This window comes from Sphingobacterium sp. UME9 (assembly GCF_014170215.1).
GTDB classification, from domain to species: domain Bacteria; phylum Bacteroidota; class Bacteroidia; order Sphingobacteriales; family Sphingobacteriaceae; genus Sphingobacterium; species Sphingobacterium paramultivorum.
The window spans coordinates 244,087-266,385 of record NZ_LZZP01000010.1 but is presented as its reverse complement, the minus strand read 5'-3'; the positions used below and the strand labels follow the sequence as shown (position 1 = coordinate 266,385).

Sequence of the window (22,299 nt, the reverse complement as noted above, 5' to 3'; positions counted from 1 at the left end):
AAATGTTTTTTCGGCTAATCCAATAATTTTGACTGATGCTTTTCAAGCATATTATAAATTTTCTTGACGTCTTGAGATTTTTCTTTTTGTATAATTAAAAATGCATCTTTGGTATGGACGAATATGGCCCTTTTAAGCCCTACAAATCCAGTAAAAATATCCGTTCCGATTACTATATTTCCTTGATCGTCTTTTGGATAACCGCTATCGATAAAATAATCGTACAACGATTCAAAAGAACCTAAATCGGACCAGTCAAAACTTGTCGGCACAACCCGAATTTTTTTAGAACGTTCCATTACAGCATAATCAACGGATATCGAAGGTATAGCTAAAGACAGGTCCTCATCTAAAAATCCTTCTTTAGATGCTTCCCATACAGCCAATGCACGCTCGTAAACCGCTGGCTCATATTTTTTCAGCTCTTCTAGAAAAACAGAGGCTTGGAAACAAAACATCCCGGAGTTCCAAAGAAAATTACCTTTTTCGATAAAATCTTCGGCTGTGTCCTGATTGGGTTTCTCGCGGAAAGACTTTACCTCGTCACCATCAAATTCAATATATCCATACCCTGTTTCCGGACGAGTAGGGCGAATACCAAAGGTTACAATAAACCCTTCCTTGGCCTTCTCCACTCCCTCTTCCATCGCATTTCGATAAGCCTCGTCTCCAGCAATCATGTGATCGGAAGGGGTCACAATAAGAATGTCATCTGGGTCTACACTAAACGCCGCAAAAGCTATTGCCGCTGCTGTATTACGTGGAGTTGCTTCTACAATATTTTTATAAGGTAATCCACAGGATACCATCGCCTTATGACTCAAATGCGTATTATCTTTATTTCCTACGACGATAACCCGCTCCGCCACCTGTTGGTTGCGTTGCACGGTCATTTCAAATAGCGATTTGCCATCAAATAAGCCTAAGTATTGCTTTGGGCTATGCTTGCGGGAGAGTGGCCACAAACGGCTACCGATCCCCCCTGACAAAAGAACGTGTACAATGTTCATTAGGATAATCTTCTTTAATAGTTATTCAATAAATTATTCACCGATTGCATAATAATCAAACCCCAAAGCGTCTAATTGTTTGCGATCCAACAATTTTCTACCGTCAAACACAAAAGCCGGCTTCTTCATCTGTTGCTTTATTTTGGCCCAATCATACGATTTGAACTCATCCCATTCAGTTAAAATAGCTGTGGCATGCGCGTCCAAAGTGGCTTCATAAGGATCGTTAACAACAGTCACCAAACGACGGTTATCTTCGGCTGAACGTGTACCCAAATAATCAAGGTCTTTATAAATCTGTTCAGCGGAGACTTTAGGATCATAAACTACGACATGTGCCTCTTCTTCCAAAAGATGGTCGGCGACATAAATTGCAGCAGATTCTCTCGTGTCATTGGTGTCTTTCTTAAAAGCCCAGCCTAAAAAAGCAATCTTTTTCCCATTGACGGTATTGTACATGGTCTGAATGATATGCTGCGCAAAACGTGCTTTCTGATGATCATTTAATGTAATGACCTGTTCCCAATAATCTGCCACTGCTGTTAAATTATAGGTACGTGCAATATAGACGAGATTTAAAATATCTTTTTGGAAGCAAGAACCACCAAAACCGACTGAGGCTTTTAGAAATTTAGGTCCAATACGGCTATCATGACCAATAGCACGGGATACTTCATCCACATTGGCTCCAGTAACCTCACACAATTCCGAAATGGCATTGATCGAGGAAACACGTTGCGCTAAAAATGCATTGGCAACGAGTTTTGAAAGTTCGGAAGACCATAGGTTAGTTGTTAAGATGCGTTCGCGTGGAACCCAAGTGGCATATACCTCCACCAAAGCTTGTATAGCTTCTGCGTCTTCTCCACCGATAAGAACACGATCCGGATTGTGCAGATCAGTAACTGCTGTGCCTTCGGCTAAAAATTCCGGATTGGAAAGAATCTGAAAATTGACACCATTACCAGTATTGTCTAAAATGCTTTTCAATGCTGCTGCAGTACGCACAGGCAAAGTCGACTTTTCGACAACTATTTTATCATTTTTCGCCACAGAAGCAATCTGACGAGCACACAATTCAATATATTTTAAATCTGCAGCCTGACCTTTTCCCTTACCGTAAGTCTTGGTCGGTGTATTGACAGAAATAAAGATCATGTCTGCTTCGTCGATGGCTTTGTTGACATCGGTCGAAAAGAAAAGATTACGTCCTCGTGCTTCTGCCACCACAGCATCAAGACCAGGCTCATAAACGGGAAGATTATCCAGATCGGCATCATTCCAGGCATTAATACGTGCCTGATTGAGATCAACTACTGTTACCTGCACATTAGGATTTTTCTGTGCAATGACTGACATGGTAGGCCCCCCTACATAACCTGCACCAATACAGGCTATTTTTTTAATTTCTTTCATTTTATTGCAGTTAATTCTTATTTTTTGAAATCAAAGTCTTTCGGTAGTTTTACAGGACTGTCCACTTTTTGATAGAGAACAATTACCCCTTGCACATTTTTAGGGACTTCTGTATACACGGTCACCTTCTTACCAAGTATTGTGCCAGCTTTGGTGGCCGCTTGCATTAAATAGGCCAAATTAAGTTGTTCACCGACAACAAGAACTTCAATATGCCCAGAATCCATTCCTTTAGCATATTCTCCCAGCAAAGCAACTTCGTGCACATCACCGGCCCTTTCCAATATCTGATCAACGAAGGTTTCAATACCCAGAAAACTATGGATCAGACCTTGAAGTGATGTAAATAAAGAATGTTGAATGTTGGCTTTGTAAAAAACTTTATGTTCACTTTCCTCGCGCAGTAAATATCCGGCTTCGGTTAATTGATTCAATTCCTTGCGAATTGAATTGGTCGATTCTTTGAATTCCTCCGCCAAGCCCCGTAAGTAGCCACGATTGCCTGCCGAGACAAAAAATTTGATCAATAACTTTAAACGTGTCTTGGATGTAATTAAGGTATCCAACATTGGAATAGCATTTAAGTTGAGTAACAAAAGTACTCATTTCTATTTTTCGTTCCAAATTAAATAATTATTAACTACCTGATAACTTAACAATATGCACATAAACTCCACGTGGAACATGCCGAAAAACAAAAAAAGAAACCCCGGCAAGCAGGGTCCCTTCTAGTTAAATAGGTATGTAATATGGAATAAAAAACACGTAAATTATGTATTTATAAAATCTTCCGTGTTATCGGAATGAATATGATATACCCCCATCATGGGAAGAACCGTACTAAAGGCTTTCTTTTCGCCATTTTGATAGCTTACCACCGCATTCACCCGAACCTTGTACTTGGTCAAATCAACGCGCTCGGCTTTGTCAGCGTCAATACGAAAACGGACAGATACTTCGGATGAGCTTTGCTGGTTTGCTTTAAAAGGTAATACGAGCACCTGCTGCAGCCTCACTTGAACCTTTTGATCGGTAGAACGGACATCTTTGACCACAATATGAAGCACGTCATCGTGAAACCGCTCGGCTCTAAACACCAACGCCCCATGGGTCGAGCTGAGCCTCCCGCTATACTGTCCCGGATGTTCCTGAAAACGGTAATAAACACTTAACGAGACATCATCTGGCTTCTTTCCTGAAGCAAAAAACTTAAATAGGGCAAACATAATCGCAGCTAACAGAGCTATATATAAGAAAATCATAATAGAATAAATACTGTATCGGAATCAACATATGGTCTGCATTCTTTCTAATATTAAATGCGTAAAGCAAAAATAAACACTAAATACCCCCCAAAATAGAGACCCTAGGGTCTTATTTACAATTAGGAAAATAAAACCTTATTATTTATTGAAAAATAATGCACTTTTGTTTTGCTATATGAGACCAAACATTATAATCATCCTATTACTGCTGCTGAGCATAATCGCCACTCATTATGGGATGGGAGCAATCGTTTCACATAATAGGGCTATTCAAAGCACCTATATGGCCAGTGAATCTCCTATAGTCATCGCCCAGGAAAAGGAAAACCAAACCGATCCCATCTATTATTACACCAATAAACAACTGTTCAAACCGCTCGCACAATTCAAACCGGCAAAAAGCCAGGATAAAAATAGCTATTGGTTAAAAAAGGTAATTTCCCTGGATGAAAATGCCTTAACGGGCGATTATGTGCTGTCATTTGATAACCTAACGTTTGTCGACATGGCGCTCATCGGTATGGAAGGACAAATCATCGAGCGAAGGAGCGCCGGCTTATTTTGTAAAAAAGCAACGCTATCCCCTAAAGGAGGGCGTGACCATTTTAATATTCATTTAGACAGCAAGAAAGTTTACACCATTTTACTGCGGGTCAAGCACATTAAAGGCTATACCCCGTTTTATGACTTCCGCTTACAAACACAGAAGGACTACCTGAAGAAAGTGCAAGGCATCAATCTTACCCATGCTTTTATGGAGGGAGCCATTATTGTATTGCTACTGTACATAGCTTTTGCATGGCTCGTTTCGCGCTATAGACCTTATATCTGGATATTTTGCTTTTTACTATTTATCGGATTTTATAGTTATGGGCTGCAAAATCAATTTATAGACATTTTCTTTCCCAATAATCCGCAACTTGGGTGGAGCCTGGTATCGGTATTTAGAAATCTGGCGGGGATTAGCTTCTCACTGTTGACAATTGCCTTCTTAAATCTCAAGAAAATAAGCCCCCAATATTATAAGCTGATGCTTGGGCTCATTCTGCTGGTCGTAATGACGTCTATATTCAACTTTATCAATAACTATTGTTTCGCCAATTTTAAACAGAGCAATTCGATTAACCTCTTTGTCGGCGTGGTATATGTCCTCTTCTTTTCGAACTTATTCATATCGCTCTGGAAAAAGATAGACAGGATGCAGCGCTTCCTGATCTACTCCGTAATTTTTCTCGTCATCGGCGTCAGCATACTGATTTATTGTGGATTGATCTTGAAGGAACAGTCCATCCAATATGTGTCTATCATGACGCAGTTTTTTGTTTTATGCATCACTATGATCCTCTTGATCGGCATTCGGCTGAAAATACGCAAGTCAGAACTGGAACATCACCAAACCACCGAAACCATTGTACTGGAGCGGACAGCAGAGCTCAAAAAAGCCAATGATGCCCTCTATGAGCAGCAGATTCAATTGCTTCAGAAAAACCATTATATCGAAACCCTCATTGATGAGGTCAACCATCGGGTTAAAAACAACCTCCAGCTGCTGTATAGTTTAGGGAGCCTGTGTCGCTCCGATCATGGCAACCAAAATATACAGTCCATGCAGGACCGAATACATGCCATGATGCTGGTAAACCAGTTGCTGGTGTACAATCAGAATAGTCAGCTGAAACTGAATATTTTAGTAGCGGAAACTGTTAACTACCTGAGACAAATGCATGATCCCGAAGAAACGATAGCGATTCAGGTTGATGTTAGCCAAGACTGGTTGGTCACCACTCAAACCTCTATTCCCTTGGCGCTCATCATTACGGAGCTTTTGACAAATAGCTATAAGTATGCTTTTCCGAAGGGTACAGTCGATTCGCCGGCGATTTACTTGAGTATACTCAAAAATGAATGGGGAACGACCATGCGGTTTGAGGATAATGGCGTCGGTGCGAAAGCTCCTGCACCTACAACTTCCTTCGGAATTGGCCTCGTAAAGGACCTGACCAGGCAGATCAAAGGAACAGTGACCATTCATCCGGAAAACGGATTTAAATATTTATTTGAATTTAACAATATCATATGAGCCTAAAAGTATTAATTGTAGAAGACGAAATGATCATTGCCCGATTTATTGAATATCAATTGCATTCACTTTACACCGGTCTGGAGCTGCACATTGCACTTACTGTGGATGAAGTGGATCAGTATATGGAACAAAACACACCCGATTTGGTGCTCTGCGATATACAGCTCAACGACCGGCTGGATGGTATTGAATTAATGGAGAAATATACAGCAACGAAGCATTTCAGTCTAATCTTTATCACTTCTTATCAATCTAAAGGTAGCATAGATCGCGCAGCTGCCCTCCGTCCAGAAAACTATATCATTAAGCCATTGGGAGAAAATCGCCTCTATGCAGGTACGCATATGGTGATCCAGCGCCTGCAGCAACAAAAGGATAAAAATCAGGCCGTGGAAAAGCTGAAGACGTTGACACCGGCCGAGTTAAATATTCTTAAACTCATTGCGCTCCGACATACCACCAAATATATTGCCGAATCATTATTCCTCAGTCCATATACCATCAAAAATACAAGACACCGCATCTGCCGAAAACTTGATCTCAATGAAGAAAATAATGCCCTATTATCCTGGGCTATCGAACATCAGCATCTGCTTAAATTTTGAGACAAAAAATAAGGGTTTGCAATGAAGCAAACCCTTTTGGATATTACGGATCGAATGGTGCCAGTCATTACGGTCAGATGATGCCACATATTTCGGTTCAATTTGTGCCATTTTAGGTTGAAATAAGGCCAATGGTTTACGGTTCGGTTTGTGCCACTTTAGTGTTGGATTACCAGAGCTGCCATATCACCGGAATATTACGGTTCGTTTTGTGCCACTTTAAAAGATCAAGCTATTACCTTATCGCTGTACTTAGAAAAAGCGATATGGCCAACACTCTTGATCCGATGGACTTAAAACAGATCATTACTTTACACCTTGACGGTATCAGCAACCGCAGGATAGCGTCGATCCTTGGGATCTCACGCAATACGGTAAACACATATATGCAACTCTTTGCTGCAAGTGATCATCCGCTACAGGAGCTACTTGACTTTGATCCGGCAGCATTATCCGAACTCTTTACCTCCCATACGACGATCGATACCGTGCGGCATAACGAGCTGATGCTCTATCTTGAACAGGCCAATCAGTCCCGTACCCATCCCGGCTTCACCTTTCAGCACCATTACCAGCAGTATGTTGACCAGGCAGTGGATCCTTACGGTTATACCCAGTTTCTGGAACACTACCGACGTAAGTATCCCAGGGAAAAGGGATCGATGAAGCTTGACCATATCGCCGGCCAGGAGCTGTTTATCGATTTCGCAGGCAAGAAGCTCCATATTGTGGACAGGGAAACAGGCGAATTGACCGCTGTGGAGGTATTCGTAGGGATTCTTCCCTGTAGCCAGTACACGTACGTCCGTGCCTGTATGAGCCAGAAACGGGCTGATTTCATCGACTGCTGCACGCATGCCCTGAAGTTCTATGGCGGAGTTCCCAAAGCAATTGTCTCGGACAATCTCCGTTCGGCCGTCAACCGTGCCAGCAAATACGAAGCTGACATCAACCGTAGTTTCAAGGACTTCGCACGGCACTACAATTGTGTAATCAACCCCACCCGTGGATATTCGCCGCAGGATAAGGCCCTTGTAGAAAACGCCGTACATCTGGTCTATCAGCGCATCTATTATCCGCTGCGGGATATGACCTTCTTTTCCCTGGAAGATCTCAACAGGGAGATCTCCAAGCTGTTGCAAGGTTACAACAATCTGCTGTTCCAGCGCAAGGAATCCAGCCGCATCGAGCTTTTCCAGCGTATTGAACGGCAATACCTCAAGCCTTTGCCTACAACATCCTACGAGCTCAAGGATTACAGAAGAGCCAAAGTCCAGAAGATGGGCTACGTCTACTTTTCCCCTGACAAAAGCTATTACAGTGTTCCTTACCGCTATATCGGCAAAGAGACCCAGATCCACTTCACGGGCAGCAGAGTGGAGGTTTTCTATAACCAGCAAAGGATCGCTATACATCAGCGCAACCTGTCCAGGGGCTCCTATATTACCGATACAGATCACCTGAGCAGCACCCATAGGTTCTACTCGGACTGGAACCCAGAATTCTTCAGGAAGAAGGCGGCCGTTCACGGTCCACATGTACTGCGCTGTGTGGAACAGATCCTTACGGCACAGGATTACCCGGAGATAGGCTACAAGAGAGCCCTGGGCGTCATCCAGCTCCACCGTCCGTATGGCTCCGAACGGCTCGATGCGGCCTGTAAGCGGGCACTGGAAACGGATGCCTGTTCCTATATGCGCATCAGGAATATGTTACAGAACAGGCTTGAAGGGGTCACCTGTGACGAATATCTTGCATTATTGACCGATCACCAATGGGAAGAACGTGAAAACAGCAAAATTGACCGGCTGCTGAAGCTTGCCGCATTCAGGCAGGATGCCAGCCTCGCTGATATCCGTTATACCCCGGAGCGGAATCTGGACAAAAATGTGTTTGCAAGACTGGCCACACTCGATTTCATGCAGCGGAAAGAGAACGTGGTCATCTGCGGAGCATCCGGAACAGGAAAAAGCTACCTGTCACAGGCCCTTGGGCACCAGGCATGCATGTCGGGAATGAAGACCCTATATGCCGTTACGGCTAGACTCTTCAAAAAGCTCAAGCTCTGCAAAGTCGATGGGACTTACATCAAAGAGATCGAAAAGCTCGGCAGAACAGAACTGTTGATCCTTGATGACTTTGGTCTGCAGGCATTTGATGGTCAGGATAGAGAGACTCTCATGGATATCATCGATGACAGGCACGGTAAAAAATCTACCATCATATCCTCACAGATACCCGTATCCGCATGGTATGATATTATCGGTGGAGAAGGCACCATTGCAGATGCGATATTAGATAGGATAATAAACTCCTCACACAGGATAGACCTCAAAGGTGAATCCCTCAGAAAAGGAATATTAAGACAGGAATAATCAACAACTTTTTATATAATTGTATGATCTTTTATAGTGGCACGGTTTGACCGAAATCACTGGCATGGTCACTCCGAAATAGCCACCTTTCCCATAAAATAAGAATTACGCAAATTATGTCGTCTGATCAAGTGGATCTTTGGATTGATAAAGCTCCCCGATCTTCAATACGGTACTGAATGTTTTTGGTTTAGTTTTTCCAAAATTCAACACACCCGATACGCGGATTCCTTTTCCTTCCAAGGTGCTGAGTTCTCCTTTCTTTTTGAGCAATTTAAAGCGGACGGATACGTCGGAGTTCCCTTCTTTTTTCTTTTCAAAAGGCACCACCACAATCTGCTCCAGATTGACAAGCAAAGCAGGATGACTGGGTTTGACCGCTTTGATCACCAAATTTTTGAGTGCCTCGTCTTTCGATTCCGTACGAAAAACAAAGACGCCACTTTTTGTCCGGTAGTCGCCGCTATATTGCCCCGGTCTGTCCTGAAACAGGTAATTGACCTCCATCGAAACAGCCTCGTTAAAGAGCTTCCGCTTTTGTTTTGCTTTTAAGATAAAATAAATAAAGATTAAGACAAGAGCTGCAAGTGCTATAAAAGTTGCCATAATAAAATAGTTAATGAATAGGAATAGTTACCCAAAAATAAGGTAATCGTCTATAGCACACGAAAATGGGACGGGGACAAAAAGGGGACAATTACAAATCAGACCTTAAAAGGACAAAAAAGGCCTATCCGAGGAACAGGCCTTTTAGTGATTTCAGCTGTCATACTAGATCAACTAATTGACAAAAAACGGGAGTATAATTCGAAAATTGAAAATATTGGCGCCCATTAATCAATCAACTTCGACTGATGACGTTCTAACGTATTGTAAATCTTTTTAACATCTTGCGATTTTTCCTTTTGCAATACCAAGATCGCATCTTTGGTATGAACAAGTATACTATCGCGCAAACCTACAAATGCAGTATAGATATCCGTACCGATAACCATATTACCATTCTCATCTACCGGGTGACCTGTCTGCTTCAAGTAATCATACATCGATTCAAAAGAGCCCAAATCTGACCATTGGAAGCTGGTAGCAACAACGCGAATTTTCTTGGAGCGCTCCATCACTGCATAGTCAATGGAAATCGATGGAATATCTTTCGAAAGCTGAAGATCGAGCTCGCCATTTTGACGATGCTTCCAAGCGTTATAAGCCGTTGCATACACTTTAGGCTCAAAATTTTGGAGTTCGGCCAAAAAGGTATCTGCCCGAAAACAGAACATGCCCGAATTCCAAAGAAAATTGCCGCGTTCAATAAAGTCCTCTGCCGTATCCTGGTTTGGCTTCTCACGGAAAGACAATACTTTGTCCTCCTTATATTCGATATAGCCATATCCCGTTTCAGGTCGGGTTGGCTGAATCCCAAAGGTAACGATATAACCCTTATTCGCTTTTTCAACACCCTCCTTTATGGCCGTAGCATACGCTTCATCCCCGACAATCACATGATCAGACGGTGTAACGACCAAAATATCATCTGGCTGCGCAGCAAAAGCAGCGAAAGCAATCGCAGCAGCCGTATTGCGCGGGGTTGCTTCAACAATATCGATGTAATCAATCTTATTGTTTTCCATCACCTCTCTACTCAAGGTATGATTATCGCGATTTCCAACCACAATCACCTGTCCACACAACGTTTGATTGCGCTTTACAGTCATTTCAAACAATGATCCATCCTTAAATAGCGAAAGATATTGCTTCGGGTAACTTTTTCGCGAAAGCGGCCATAGACGGCTGCCTACACCTCCGGTTAAGACAACATGTATAATATTACTCATATTAAATTAGTGTTTCTCAGCTTCCTTATCTGCAACAACCCGGCGTAAACCCTCACTGGAGAAACGGTGTGTGCGCTTATTGTAATAGATCTCAATATTTTCTTCCACACAGTACTTACGGCCAGAGAAATCTTTGTCGCGATATTCTTCCCCGATAATACGCATATCGATCGGCAGTGCTTTGATGAGGTCAATCAAATCTTGCTCGGTCTCATAGGGAATGATTTCGTCCACATAGCGACAGCCTTCCAATTGAATATAACGCTCCACAATAGTTTGGGTTGGCTTGGCCTTCTCTGGAAAGACCTCTGATGGGTCGGTATTAAGACCAATAATCAAATAATCGCAGTGTCTCTTTGCTTCTTCAAGCATCATGATATGTCCGGCATGCAATAAATCAAAGACGCCAAAAGTAATTCCTATTTTCATGTTTTTTTAATAGCTGATGAGAACTTAATTAGATAGATTTCAATACGGTTTCCTTGTCCGAATTCGCTTGAGCTACAATACGACGTAAGCCTGAACTAGAAAAGCGATGATCTCGACTATTGAAATAAAGTTCAATTCCTTTTTCCTCACAATACGCCCTTCCCGTAAAGTTCTTCTCGCGGTATTCATCCCCAACAATACGAACATCAATATTAAAAGACCGAAGAATATCTTCCAAGTCCTGTTCTGTAGCATAAGGCACGATCTGATCTACATACTTACAGCCTTTAAGCTGAATATAACGTTCAACGACGGTTTGTGCTGGCTTGTTTTTCTCTGGACGGTCAAGTGTTGGATCTGTCTGCAATCCACAGATCAAATAGTCACATTGTCTTTTGGCATCTTCGAGCATTTTGATATGCCCTGCATGGAGTAGGTCGAATGCGCTAAAGGTAATACCTATCCGCATTCCCTTGGCTGGGATTGTTATCATCATCAAAAATATGGATATAAAATTTATTAATAAAACGGCTGTATAGCTACTCAAAGATATAAAAATATCACACTTAGCGTACTTTTTACACCGAATTTATAATAGATTTAACGTAAAAATCATGCCAAAGAAGGAATATCGGCATGCCGCAAATACAATTGCGCGCAAGCGCGCGCATCGGAAAGCGCTTCGTGGTGATTAAGTTCAATACCAAGCACCTCACAGCAGGCGTTCAAACGAGCTGGTTTAAACCCTTTACCTTGATAAATTTTAAAGGTGCATTCCCACTTCTCCATCAGTCCCAAATGATCGTAAGGCAAATTGTAGTACCCCATTGTCTTACGTAACACACCACGGTCAAATAATTCATTGTGAGCCACCATAATGCGATTATTAATAAGCGGGTAAATCTGAGGAAATATATCTTTAAAGGTAGGCGATTGTGCTGTATCCCTCGGCCGGATACCATGCACCCGTGTGGTCTGCCACATATACTGATTATTAGGAGGCTGTATTAAAGAATAAAATTCATCCACAATAATTCCCTGCTCAACAACGACCAGCCCAACGGCACAAGCCGAGTTCTGATTCGCTGTAGCTGTTTCGAAATCTATTGCGGTAAAACTTAATCCTGATTGCATAATCACTCCTTCTAAAGTTGTGGTAAAATTACTAATTTCCAATCAATTTATTTACGACCTTTCTATGACCAAGAACAACAAATCGAAGACCTACTTTCGAAAAAAAGTGTTATAGATGTATAGTACTATTTTCGGGGACAACAGTCGAATTGGAAATTTCAACAACTTGTACTTGAAGATATGCGAAGTACTAAAAGCGTTAATCGAACGGGCATAAGCTAAAAACTTACTTTCCTTTTTTAAATAATGTAAACCGCTCCTACGTTTAATCGTTTCAACTCCATCCCCAACCCTAAAGTCGAGTAGGGTATCCTGGATATTATAAAACCTAGCACCTTTTTTCCATAAAGCAAGAAAAAGTGCATAATCTTCAAAAAGCAATAAATCCTCCCTATAGCTGCCAGCCTTTAAAACAGCTGCTTTTCTCATCATAATAGATGGATGATTAAAGGGATTACGAAGATATATTGTATTTACAATATCGTCATGATACTCAGGAGAAATCTTAAATCTACTCAGATCGCCAGGTATACTATGAAATTCTTCTATATTAGCGCCCACCACATCCACTTCGGGGTTAGCACTCATAAACTCAATCTGTTTTTGAAAACGTTGTGGTCGACTAACATCATCGGTATCCATTCGTGCAACGAGCTCTTGGCTGCAATGTTCGAGCCCAACCTTCAAAGCATGACCTAAACCTCTATTTTCAGCAAGATTTATCAAGTTTAAGAGCTGCGGATGTTTTTGATCAAATTCACTGATAGTTCGCTCCAATTGCAGCGTTAATGGCCCATCTTTCACCAAAACAATTTCGTCGGGAGGATATGTTTGATCCACAATACTGTTCAATGCTATTGCCAGATACTCAGGTTTCTCTTTACTATAGACCGACATCAAAACAGAAAATTTCATCATATTTCTTATATTATCTTTATCTAATTCTGTGGAAGTATCAATTAACTTTATCGCTTTACCACCATACCTTTACTCCCTTGATTTTTAATGTCGAAGGTCATCTCTCCGGACAACTCGCTAGTTTCATATATATTAGATAATGTTCCATAGTCTAAGATCCCATATGAGTATTCTTTGCCTAGGTAAGAAATGTTCAATCTATTGCCAACATAAACGTTTGATCGAGAATAATAAGATACTATACCAAATCTTACTTTTTCAATAACATTTCCCTTAAAAATATTATTAAATGCCCCATAATAAGTGCCAATACCTTCCGCAGCTCCATTTATATTGTTATTGGTAATTCGATTATTAAAAGACAATGCATGAGAAAATATACCTCCAAAGTCTCGACTCCGTTCACCAATATTTTTAACATCATTATAACAAACCTGATTATTGTATGCCCCCATTAATAGGATAATTGCACAGTCACCGCCTGTATCTAGACCGTTTCTCCGAAAAACTACATTGTTCCTTAAAACAGCATTATCCGAAGAGAAATTTTCTATACAAACCGCATAGCCTCGTTCAGAATCAATAATATTATCCGTTATTGAACATTTATTTGCGTAATGAGATAGTAAAATACCCCCATATCCTTTAATCATAAGCTGGTTCATAGAGACATTAAGTGGTTGTTCCAATAATATGGCATACCCATCGGTTTGCCTGACGATGGCTAGCTTTTTAATTTTAACATTTGAGATTCCTGATCGCAGGGAAATCATACTGTGCTCAGGTAGAGCAAAGGGAAGCTTTGTATCTAAAAACAGAGTATCCCTTTGAATATTTTTGACTTTAAAACTGCCTCCTTTTGCAAAATAATCACCATGATCACCATTCCATTTAGTTGACTGCTTTTCATCCTCTAAAATTACCCAACTATCTAACTTGTTGTTAAACATGACTATATTATCACCTACCTTAAACAAATCAGAATTAGCCACCTCAATGTGATCTACCCCCTGATTGACCTTACGCCTAAGCCGTGTATATTTTGCGTCAGGTACCACCTCATTATTATAGTTATTGGTATAATAAAAGTTAACGCTTCCATTTTTATACCCTCGAACACCCCCTTTATTAAATATAAGCCTAGACGCCTCTCCTTCTCCGATCAATGAACTACCACTTGGCAGAAAAAGATCCTGGCTGAAATAATAAGTTCCTTTAGGAACGTAACAATCACATTTCTTAACAGCAGATTCTGCTAAACATTTTTGAAAAGCTGTAGTATTATCTGTTGATTCCTCTGATCCGCCAAAGTTCTTTACGTTCAACTCATGCGCGCAGCTACTAAAACCGCTCAGCAACAACGCTAAAATTACTTGTGAGACAACTCTCTTAATAAAACTTCCCATTTCTCTATAACTTGTTCCGTATAAAATTGCTCTATTGAATCCTTTATTTTGTCGGGGCTTGACTCACCTAAACCATTAAAGATATTCACAAGTTTCCCGGCCGCGTTTTCTTCAAATCCATGTTCGACTAAAAATCCATTAATGCTATTCTGAATAATATTTCTGGGACCATAGCCAACATCATAGGAAATACAGTATATCCCCTTACTCATGGCTTCCAGCAAAACCATCGGAAATCCTTCGATCTCAGATGTTAACAAAAGGCATTTCACATTGTCTAACATCACATTTGGATCTGTCTCACCTTCCACAATCGAAACAAAAGATTGGATATTATATCCTCTGATAGCAGCTAGCAGGTCAGGCTTCAAATCCCCATAGCCGTATATTCTCATTTTTACTCCTCGCTCGAAAAGACGACTCAAATAAAATATACGGAGTGCACCCAATGGATTTTTCTCTTTTGAAAACCGGCCAATAAAAACCACCTCGTTACCTAGATGATGCTTTTCAGCTGTATCCCTTTCTATAAAATTGGGTATATAAGTCGAAGTAATACCACTTTTTTTATAATATAAGGCATCTTCTGGTGTCAAACCCACCATATAGTCCAATCTGCGCTTCAATAAATTGATAACAAATGTAAGTTTATTTTTACTATACGTGGTCGCGGTATGGTCACAGCCAATAACTTTAAAACGTTTATTAAACAGGCTAAAAAGAATGTTTATGGGAGCGGATGTTGTAACAAAAACCGCATTACTATGTCCACTTAAAAAATTCAGCACCTTCCTATAGGACATTAAAAAGAAAAGTAATTTGTTAATGCCACTTAATTGTCTGGTGTCGTAATATTTCAGGTTCAAACAGATTAGCTTCACCGCATCATCTAATTGGTAGGCCGGCATGGTAATTCTGCCTAGGCTGAGTACACTTACATTCCACCCCCGCTTTGCTAACGCATTAGCTTGCATGCTGGTAATCTTCAAAACCCCTCCGATTTGACTTTCATCAAATGTATGTACAACAAAAACAACACTGCCCATAATCTTCTTTAAGCTTTAAATTTCTTTAGATCGCTCTAAAAATGAAAAACAAATATAAAATAACATAACTTGGATAATCGGCATAAAGAGTAAAACCTCTCCCTTATATTGGAGAATTACTGTATACAAGAGCAGACCAAGAAAAAATAGAAGTGTGTTTAAAGTAGCAAATGAACCTTCTTTTTTTAAATCGGAAAATATTAGCATTAAAGGCTTGAAGAAATAAAACAAATGTCCTATCAAAATCAATAGCAAGCCAAAAATTCCATAAAACAATATATTCCTCATTATACCTGAGTCAGTATGCATATAATACGCCCCGTCCTCTCCAGTATAGATCCCATCACCAAATAAAAATGTTTGCCAAGAAAGTGGAAAATACATCTGTTCAAGTACCTCTCCAGATTTTGTACTGGTTTCCCCGGTATCAATATAATTGTAGACTACCTCAAAAGCAAATGGTAACAATTGATTCTCAACCATATCTTTTGTCTCTGGAGGCAATAGAATATTGTATAAAAGGAATGAAGTTCCAGCTACAATTAAGATAAGCCGAATAAAACTTATTAATTTCTTAAATCGCGATCCAAAAGATAGAAAATACAAAGCCAGGGCTGTCCCTAAGCCAACAAATGCAGTTCTTCCAGCGAAGAAGCTTCCCACAAAAAGAACTATAAAAAAAAGCGAATTTCTAAGTGAAAAATACTTATTGCCGTTCTTATTGACTGAAATACTAAAAGTAAACACTATAAATATTAATCCAAAACTTGCAGCTAAATCAAAAAAAGGATTTCCTGTCAAAGCTAAAGCACGAATTCCGCCCATATCTTTCTCCGATACAAGATCCTTTTGAAAAAATGCAACAAAGTCTTTAGCAACGGGTGAAAGAAATGCCGTAACTTCTATTACAGATTGGAGAAAAAAGACGCTAATCAGTAGATTCAAAATATAATAAAACCGTTCACCTAGTGATATTTCTTTTATCAGTAAAGGATAGATATAAATTGCAATAAATAGAAGAATTATATTAAGTAAATAAGGTTTAATTATTGTAAAATCAAATGTAAAATGTAAAATACCAGGAATGAATCCAATAAGCATGAGAAGCAGAAATACACCAAGTAAGGATACGATATATTTGTTTCCAAAACAAGATCTCAAATCTTTTATTAAAGAAGGTTGCGCGAAATAAAAACAAGTCGCAATACTCAACGCTAGAAAAGCTGAATTGTAAATTACAGGTATCGGAAAATTAAAAATTATGAAAAAAACCAGTATAACTTTAATTAAATACATATCTCAACCGGCTATATATCAACGAAAAAAAACCTATATAGGTATATTTTGATAGAAAATAAACAAATAGGTCATTGCTTGTATGACTTGCTAATATAAACGTTCCGAACCATCTTTCGGATATACGCATCATGAATTTCCAGTCATTTTGTGCTCTATTTATCTTTTTATAAACTTTCTTCAATAATAGAGGTTTAACTTTACAAAAATTAGGTCGAAACATAGAATAGGTATACTGATCCAATTCAGCATCATCAAGCTTGATACCATTTAAATCAAAAAGGTAATTATAGACAGATTTAAGTGTCGAATGCCTGAAAAGATGATCTGCCTGAGATTTTTTTGTCTCACTAGTATCTAGAATCCTATAATTGATTAATGCATTCGGGATATTGTAAAATTTAGTTTTCTTACTCAATTTCACCCAAAGTGCATAATCTTCCACTTGGTAAAAATTAGCGTCATAATTTTCCATAATTTCCCTTCTTACCATAACAGAAGGATGAATAAAAGGAGAATCGAAATACAGCTCTCTTTTTATCTCCCAATCTGTAATTGGTTTAACAAATTTACCTATAATTCTATTTTCTTTTATAATGTTACCAAAAGTACCTACTACCCCATAATCGAGGTTTTTAGTCAAAAAGTCTACTTGTTCAACCAACCTTGCGGGTTCGGAGATATCATCAGCATCCATACGAGCGATGAATTTTCCTTTAGAGATAGATATGCCTAGATTAAGTGTTTTTATAAGCTTTAAATTGGTTTCATTTCTCAAAAAAACGATTCTAGAATCTTCTAACGAAAGGGATTGAAGGATTTCATTTGTACGATCTGTGGAACAGTCATCTATTACAATAATTTCCAAATCTAAATATGTCTGTTTCATTATAGACCTTACTGCTTCCTCAACATACTTTTCAGCATTATAACAGGGAATTATTACTGAAACCAATTTACTCATCTAACATATGTTTGAATTTCACCATTGCATTGTCTATCCACATTTCTCCAGAAGCATTATACGCTTTGCGCGACATTTCCACAAGTTTCTCTCTCGAAAATTTTGCTACAGTCCGTATACCTTCTATGAAATCCACCTCACTATTACAAAATACACTAAAACTATCGTGACAATAATCTTTTATAGAACCAACTTCTGAAACGATCTGGATCTGTCCCATTGCCAACGATGTAGTGATGGCGTTACTTCCAACTGTGTCTATTAAAATCGACATGTTTACCAATGACCTCTCCATTAGAGATTTCAATTCATCTTCTTTCAAGTAACTATATACTTTTGTATTTTTAAAATCCTTGAAAGCTGGTTTTAATTCGTTATATGATCTTCCTAAACACAAATGGAAATAAACCGATTCCGGCGTCTTTTTTAAGACATTTAGTAAAGTTTTAAAATCTCTTTTAATGGATCCCATCACGAGTACCTGAATGGGATCATACCTAACAGTCAGATTATCACCATATTGATAATAGTTATTCTCAACATAATGTAAGACTTGATTTAATTTTAACCTTGAATTGATCCGCGTAATAAATGATGATAAGCTCGAGCCGAAAGAAAAAACTTCATCAATATTATTGAGTCTACGTTTTATAGGTTCTTCTCCCCCATACAACTCGAGGAGGTGCGAAGGTGCTAGGTGAACCAAACCCGAAAAATGATTTTTGCACCCCATCATCCGTAGCAAACGAGCCGTAACATCATGAAATGCAACATCTTTTGTGAGATACTCTCCAAATACAACTTTATCTTTCTTCTTTAAAATAAGTTTTAAATAAAAAGCTAAGAGAATAGAACATATAAACCCTATAAGCTTCGAGCCACTAAAATTCTGATTTATATTTTCTATCAAACGAATGTCGGGATACTTATTTGCTAATTCTTTAAAAAAATAGGCCATCCCAGTATGATTATCCTTCGTATTATCAAATTTGCAATATAGAATATAGATCATTATGAAAAAGATTTAAGAATTGACTTAATTAAATTATAAGTCGTAAGTGACGCATTGCTTCTATTTTTCATAAGAGCAAATAGCGTCTTAATTTTATAAGGAATAGATTTGCTACCTTTGAGTGCCTGTATTATACAATCTTCTTTTTTCCTGTCAAAAAAACGATCGAAATTTAAATTTATATATGATTTCAAAATTTCATCAGCCTTTGTTTGGGGGTTGATTTTGGAAACTAATTCTTTAGTCAACTTATATTCATAATTTACCGCATCCAATTTCAACAAATAGGCGTTACTATTGCTAATTGTATACGGGGATTCCCTATAAAATAGTAGTGGAATTTCCGTATGGCATACCCCATGTTCAAGCGCTGCGCAATAAAAACTTAGGTCGTCAGACGCCCATGCCAATGGTAGCTTAACAAAACCACCAATAGCCTTAAGAATCTTCGTCGAATACACAAAATCCGAAATATACCAATTTCGGAGATTCGATAATCTATGGTACATACTATTGAGAACGGTTTCGTTATTCGGCCACGAATTAGTTAACTTAAATTCTGTTGATTTTTCATCTACTATATAGGATCTACAATGAAAAACAGCATATTGTGGATTAGCTATAATAAGTTGATGAAAATTGGAAAGATAATCTGGCGACAAATAGTCATCATCTCCGACAATAACAATATAATCACCGGAACATAGATCAAGCAATTTGTTCCAATTATCAACCAAATCTAGAGCGCCAACGTTCTTTTCGTTTTCATAATAGTAAAGATTAGGATGAACAACAGCATTGCTAATTTCACGGATACAGCCGGGAGAACAATCGTTTAAAATAATGATTTCATAATTATCGTAATTTTGATTGATCAGACTATTTAAGCACTCCTTAAAAAAAACATCTTTATATGCTGAAACACATAATGAAAACTTCATATCTCCAATGATTTAAAATGCGGCATTAACGATTTTTATTTAAATAACTCAATGCCTTACCGTACAATTCATAAAGTAGACTATCTTTAAAAATTAGGAGATAAAGCAAATATGTTATTAGTCCAATGAAAGACTTCAAAAATATTGTAAAAAGCAAATTATTAGACAAAACAGGAATGAAAGGAATTAATAAGCAGATAAAACCTCCAGCGAAAAAATAATGAAGATTTGACTTAGAAAAAAATCCCAGGCTATTTAGCTGTTTCTTACATACAACTATCATCAAAATTATGCCTAAGAGTTCAACAAAAACACTCACGCTCGCAGTTGCAATATGGAGAAATTTGGGAATGAGTAGGATGTTCATAACAACACTTACTACAGCTGACACCACAACAATCTTTGTGTATAAACTTTCTTTTCCTTGAGGATATAGTATCATAAAAGCCAAATAATATGCAATTCCAATAATAATAATTAGAAAAGATAAAATTCTCATAGCTCCGACTGCGCCAAGAAATTGTTCGCCAGCCATTACCAGTATAATTTCTCTTGAAAGTGAGAAAATTAAGGCTGAAATTGGTACAGAAAAAAACAAAATATATTTAAGAGACTTCGCCAAATATGTTTCATATTCTATCAATCTTCCATTATCATACAGATATGATAGCCTAGGTAGCATTACCGCTCCTAAGGTAGTTATGAATAGTATTGAAAACCTTACTAGCTTGTTGGCTGTAGCATACAGCCCAACTGTCTCGTCGCCTCCAATTGCTCCTAATAAAGTTATATCAAGTTGTAAGTAGATGCTTACTGAAATAGTAGCCAAAAAAACTGTCAAAATACCGCGAAAATGTCTCTTAATGTTAAGACACTTTAAAGATGATACAGTTAGATTTACATACTTTCTGAGCCTGTAAAGGTTAAATATATTCCCCCCAACACCGGATACAACTGTTATTCCCGCATAAATAATATAGTCATCTTTAGTTTTTACAAGCGTAAATAGTAAAACAAGAGTTATAGCTTTTACTACTATAAATCTTATGGTAATGTACAATTGATCTTCAATACCCTGAAAAAACCATTCCGCTCCGATATTGGTTAACAATATAATTGGACATAAAACAATTATTAAGTCTCGATATGAGCCTTCTGAGAAAACTGTAAGCGTCAAAATGAAAACGACGACATAAGAAATTACGGTAGTTATAAATAATATTAGAAGCAACTCCAGCACCACCGATGAACGTTCCGCAATATTATCTCTTACTCTTGCAACTTCTCGAACACCATACATTGGTATGCCCAAAGCGGATATCAATACAAAATAAGTAATTATCGAATTAATATATTCAACCTTGCCAACGGATTCTACACCTAATGTGCTATTAACATATGGAAGAGTAAAAATACCAATTAATGTTGTTAATATTGTTCTTACAATATTTAAAATATAATTTGTCTTTATACCTCTAACTTTCATCCTCAGTCCTAATGGTTCCTAATAAAATAGCTCGAATCATCCTTCTTATTGTTAGAAATATGATACAAACTATTACCATCATTACAACACCTGCAAACGCAGCTTTTAATTTACTAACTGCATTCTTTTCCAAAGGATATAGTGGCTTGTCAATAATCTCAATTAAAGGAGCTTCTTTTGCCAAGGCTAATTTTGAAAGTTCGAGATTTTGAACAAGTTGGCTTAATATAGCTTTATTTGCTTCCGCCGAAAACTGAGATTTCTGAGTAGGAACAATACGTTGTACCTGTCGAGTAGGATTCAAATTCGGAGTTGCATCTAAAACAATTGCAGCTGCCTCGATTGACCCGTTCATAACCGACCTGACAGAATCAGCTTTCCTTTGAAGTAATAATACATTGTCCAAAGATTTCTTTGTCTTGGTCTGGATATAGAAATTATTAACCTCATTTACTAATAATTCGTTAAATTCCTTAGAAAATATTTCATCCTTAGAAACTACGTCAACTTTCATGATTGACAGTTTTTTGTCAATCTTGTCAACAACAAGATATTTTTTATTAATCTCTGAGATCACTTTTGATATTAAACTATCTTTACTACGACTTTGAGAACCTTTATAGACCTTTCTAAAATCAATTTCCAAAAGTTTTGGATTATTTTTAGCCCAATCTCCTTTAGCTTCATTTAAATCCAAATACCTATCAATCATAAGTTTTGACGTATCGCTCGGGGACTTAGCTAACAAAACTTTTTCTAGCATTCGTCGAGACTTATAAAATGCAAATAGATTATCTCCCTGAAACACTCCCCCTCCATTACCCCCTAAATTTACGCCAACCATAGAAGCTATACTTGCGTACTGCCCTAATGAAGAAGTTTCCGAATCAGACTCTAACACGAAAGTAGTCGTCGCGGTATAGGTTGGTTTAGTAAATTTAGCGTAGATAAAACCTAGCCCTCCGCCAAGAAGACCGATTATAATGAGTAACTTCCATTGTGAAAATATGTATTTTACCCAATCATAAATTTTTAGAATAATATCCCTCGCTGATATCTGACCGTTATCCATTTTATAGGT

At 38.4% G+C, this 22,299-nt stretch carries 21 protein-coding genes; 3 read left to right on the top strand and 18 right to left on the bottom strand.

Annotated features, from left to right (window positions below):
- Positions 1-14: 14 nt before the first annotated feature.
- The 4 genes from A9970_RS16395 to A9970_RS16380 all read right to left on the bottom strand — a co-directional run bounded on the left by A9970_RS16395 (position 15) and on the right by A9970_RS16380 (position 3,652).
- Complete coding sequence (locus A9970_RS16395) at positions 15-1,010, bottom strand: mannose-1-phosphate guanylyltransferase (RefSeq protein ID WP_182983056.1); 996 nt, start codon at positions 1,008-1,010, stop codon at positions 15-17.
- 33 nt (positions 1,011-1,043) lie between these two features.
- Entirely contained in the window at positions 1,044-2,426 is a 1,383-nt protein-coding gene (locus A9970_RS16390; RefSeq protein WP_182983055.1) for a nucleotide sugar dehydrogenase, read from the bottom strand.
- A 17-nt stretch (positions 2,427-2,443) separates the two neighbouring features.
- On the bottom strand, positions 2,444-2,995 hold the full coding sequence (locus A9970_RS16385) for an ArsR family transcriptional regulator (protein WP_182983054.1): 552 nt from the start codon (positions 2,993-2,995) through the stop codon (positions 2,444-2,446).
- A 201-nt stretch (positions 2,996-3,196) separates the two neighbouring features.
- A complete protein-coding gene (locus tag A9970_RS16380) occupies positions 3,197-3,652 on the bottom strand; it encodes a hypothetical protein (RefSeq protein ID WP_182983053.1) in 456 nt (151 codons plus the stop codon).
- Between the two features lie 214 nt (positions 3,653-3,866).
- Here A9970_RS16380 and A9970_RS16375 point away from each other — a divergent pair, with 214 nt between their 5' ends.
- The 3 genes from A9970_RS16375 (at position 3,867) to istA (ending at position 8,754) form a co-directional block, all read left to right on the top strand.
- Positions 3,867-5,771, top strand: coding sequence for a 7TM diverse intracellular signaling domain-containing protein (locus A9970_RS16375; protein WP_182983052.1), 1,905 nt, complete (start codon positions 3,867-3,869; stop codon positions 5,769-5,771).
- The gene (locus A9970_RS16370) at positions 5,768-6,379 is read left to right on the top strand and encodes a response regulator (protein WP_145328078.1); all 612 of its coding nucleotides are present in this window, start codon (positions 5,768-5,770) and stop codon (positions 6,377-6,379) included. The genes A9970_RS16375 and A9970_RS16370 overlap by 4 nt, the downstream gene beginning before the upstream one ends.
- A 266-nt stretch (positions 6,380-6,645) precedes the next feature.
- On the top strand, positions 6,646-8,754 hold the full coding sequence (istA, locus tag A9970_RS16365; RefSeq protein WP_220801633.1) for an IS21 family transposase: 2,109 nt from the start codon (positions 6,646-6,648) through the stop codon (positions 8,752-8,754).
- A 114-nt stretch (positions 8,755-8,868) separates the two neighbouring features.
- Here istA and A9970_RS16360 read toward each other — a convergent pair whose 3' ends face one another.
- From A9970_RS16360 to A9970_RS16295, 14 genes are all read right to left on the bottom strand, one after another.
- Positions 8,869-9,360 (bottom strand): hypothetical protein, encoded by a 492-nt coding sequence (locus A9970_RS16360; protein ID WP_182983051.1) that lies wholly within the window; start codon positions 9,358-9,360, stop codon positions 8,869-8,871.
- A gap of 227 nt (positions 9,361-9,587) precedes the next feature.
- Complete coding sequence (locus A9970_RS16355; protein WP_182983050.1) at positions 9,588-10,586, bottom strand: mannose-1-phosphate guanylyltransferase; 999 nt, start codon at positions 10,584-10,586, stop codon at positions 9,588-9,590.
- A gap of 6 nt (positions 10,587-10,592) precedes the next feature.
- Entirely contained in the window at positions 10,593-11,015 is a 423-nt protein-coding gene (locus A9970_RS16350; protein ID WP_182983049.1) for an adenylyltransferase/cytidyltransferase family protein, read from the bottom strand.
- A 28-nt stretch (positions 11,016-11,043) separates the two neighbouring features.
- The gene (locus A9970_RS16345; RefSeq protein WP_259655417.1) at positions 11,044-11,511 is read right to left on the bottom strand and encodes an adenylyltransferase/cytidyltransferase family protein; all 468 of its coding nucleotides are present in this window, start codon (positions 11,509-11,511) and stop codon (positions 11,044-11,046) included.
- Between the two features lie 116 nt (positions 11,512-11,627).
- Positions 11,628-12,149 carry a 3'-5' exonuclease gene (locus A9970_RS16340; RefSeq protein ID WP_182983048.1) on the bottom strand — a complete coding sequence of 174 codons (522 nt, stop codon included), beginning with the start codon at positions 12,147-12,149 and terminating at the stop codon, positions 11,628-11,630.
- Between the two features lie 90 nt (positions 12,150-12,239).
- The gene (locus tag A9970_RS16335) at positions 12,240-13,067 is read right to left on the bottom strand and encodes a glycosyltransferase (RefSeq protein ID WP_182983047.1); all 828 of its coding nucleotides are present in this window, start codon (positions 13,065-13,067) and stop codon (positions 12,240-12,242) included.
- Positions 13,068-13,114: 47 nt separating this feature from the next.
- Entirely contained in the window at positions 13,115-14,473 is a 1,359-nt protein-coding gene (locus tag A9970_RS16330; RefSeq protein WP_182983046.1) for a glycosyl hydrolase family 28-related protein, read from the bottom strand.
- The gene (locus A9970_RS16325; RefSeq protein ID WP_182983045.1) at positions 14,437-15,519 is read right to left on the bottom strand and encodes a glycosyltransferase; all 1,083 of its coding nucleotides are present in this window, start codon (positions 15,517-15,519) and stop codon (positions 14,437-14,439) included. Before A9970_RS16325 ends, A9970_RS16330 begins: the two co-directional genes overlap by 37 nt.
- 15 nt (positions 15,520-15,534) lie before the next feature.
- Complete coding sequence (locus tag A9970_RS16320) at positions 15,535-16,815, bottom strand: hypothetical protein (RefSeq protein WP_182983044.1); 1,281 nt, start codon at positions 16,813-16,815, stop codon at positions 15,535-15,537.
- Positions 16,802-17,779 (bottom strand): glycosyltransferase family 2 protein, encoded by a 978-nt coding sequence (locus A9970_RS16315; protein WP_182983043.1) that lies wholly within the window; start codon positions 17,777-17,779, stop codon positions 16,802-16,804. The genes A9970_RS16320 and A9970_RS16315 overlap by 14 nt, the downstream gene beginning before the upstream one ends.
- Positions 17,772-18,791: a hypothetical protein gene (locus A9970_RS16310; RefSeq protein ID WP_182983042.1), complete on the bottom strand. Its 1,020-nt coding sequence runs from the start codon at positions 18,789-18,791 to the stop codon at positions 17,772-17,774. Before A9970_RS16310 ends, A9970_RS16315 begins: the two co-directional genes overlap by 8 nt.
- Complete coding sequence (locus tag A9970_RS16305) at positions 18,791-19,732, bottom strand: glycosyltransferase family 2 protein (protein ID WP_182983041.1); 942 nt, start codon at positions 19,730-19,732, stop codon at positions 18,791-18,793. The genes A9970_RS16310 and A9970_RS16305 overlap by 1 nt, the downstream gene beginning before the upstream one ends.
- A 25-nt stretch (positions 19,733-19,757) precedes the next feature.
- A complete protein-coding gene (locus A9970_RS16300) occupies positions 19,758-21,218 on the bottom strand; it encodes a flippase (protein WP_182983040.1) in 1,461 nt (486 codons plus the stop codon).
- On the bottom strand, positions 21,208-22,290 hold the full coding sequence (locus A9970_RS16295) for a Wzz/FepE/Etk N-terminal domain-containing protein (RefSeq protein WP_182983039.1): 1,083 nt from the start codon (positions 22,288-22,290) through the stop codon (positions 21,208-21,210). Before A9970_RS16295 ends, A9970_RS16300 begins: the two co-directional genes overlap by 11 nt.
- Positions 22,291-22,299: the final 9 nt, after the last annotated feature.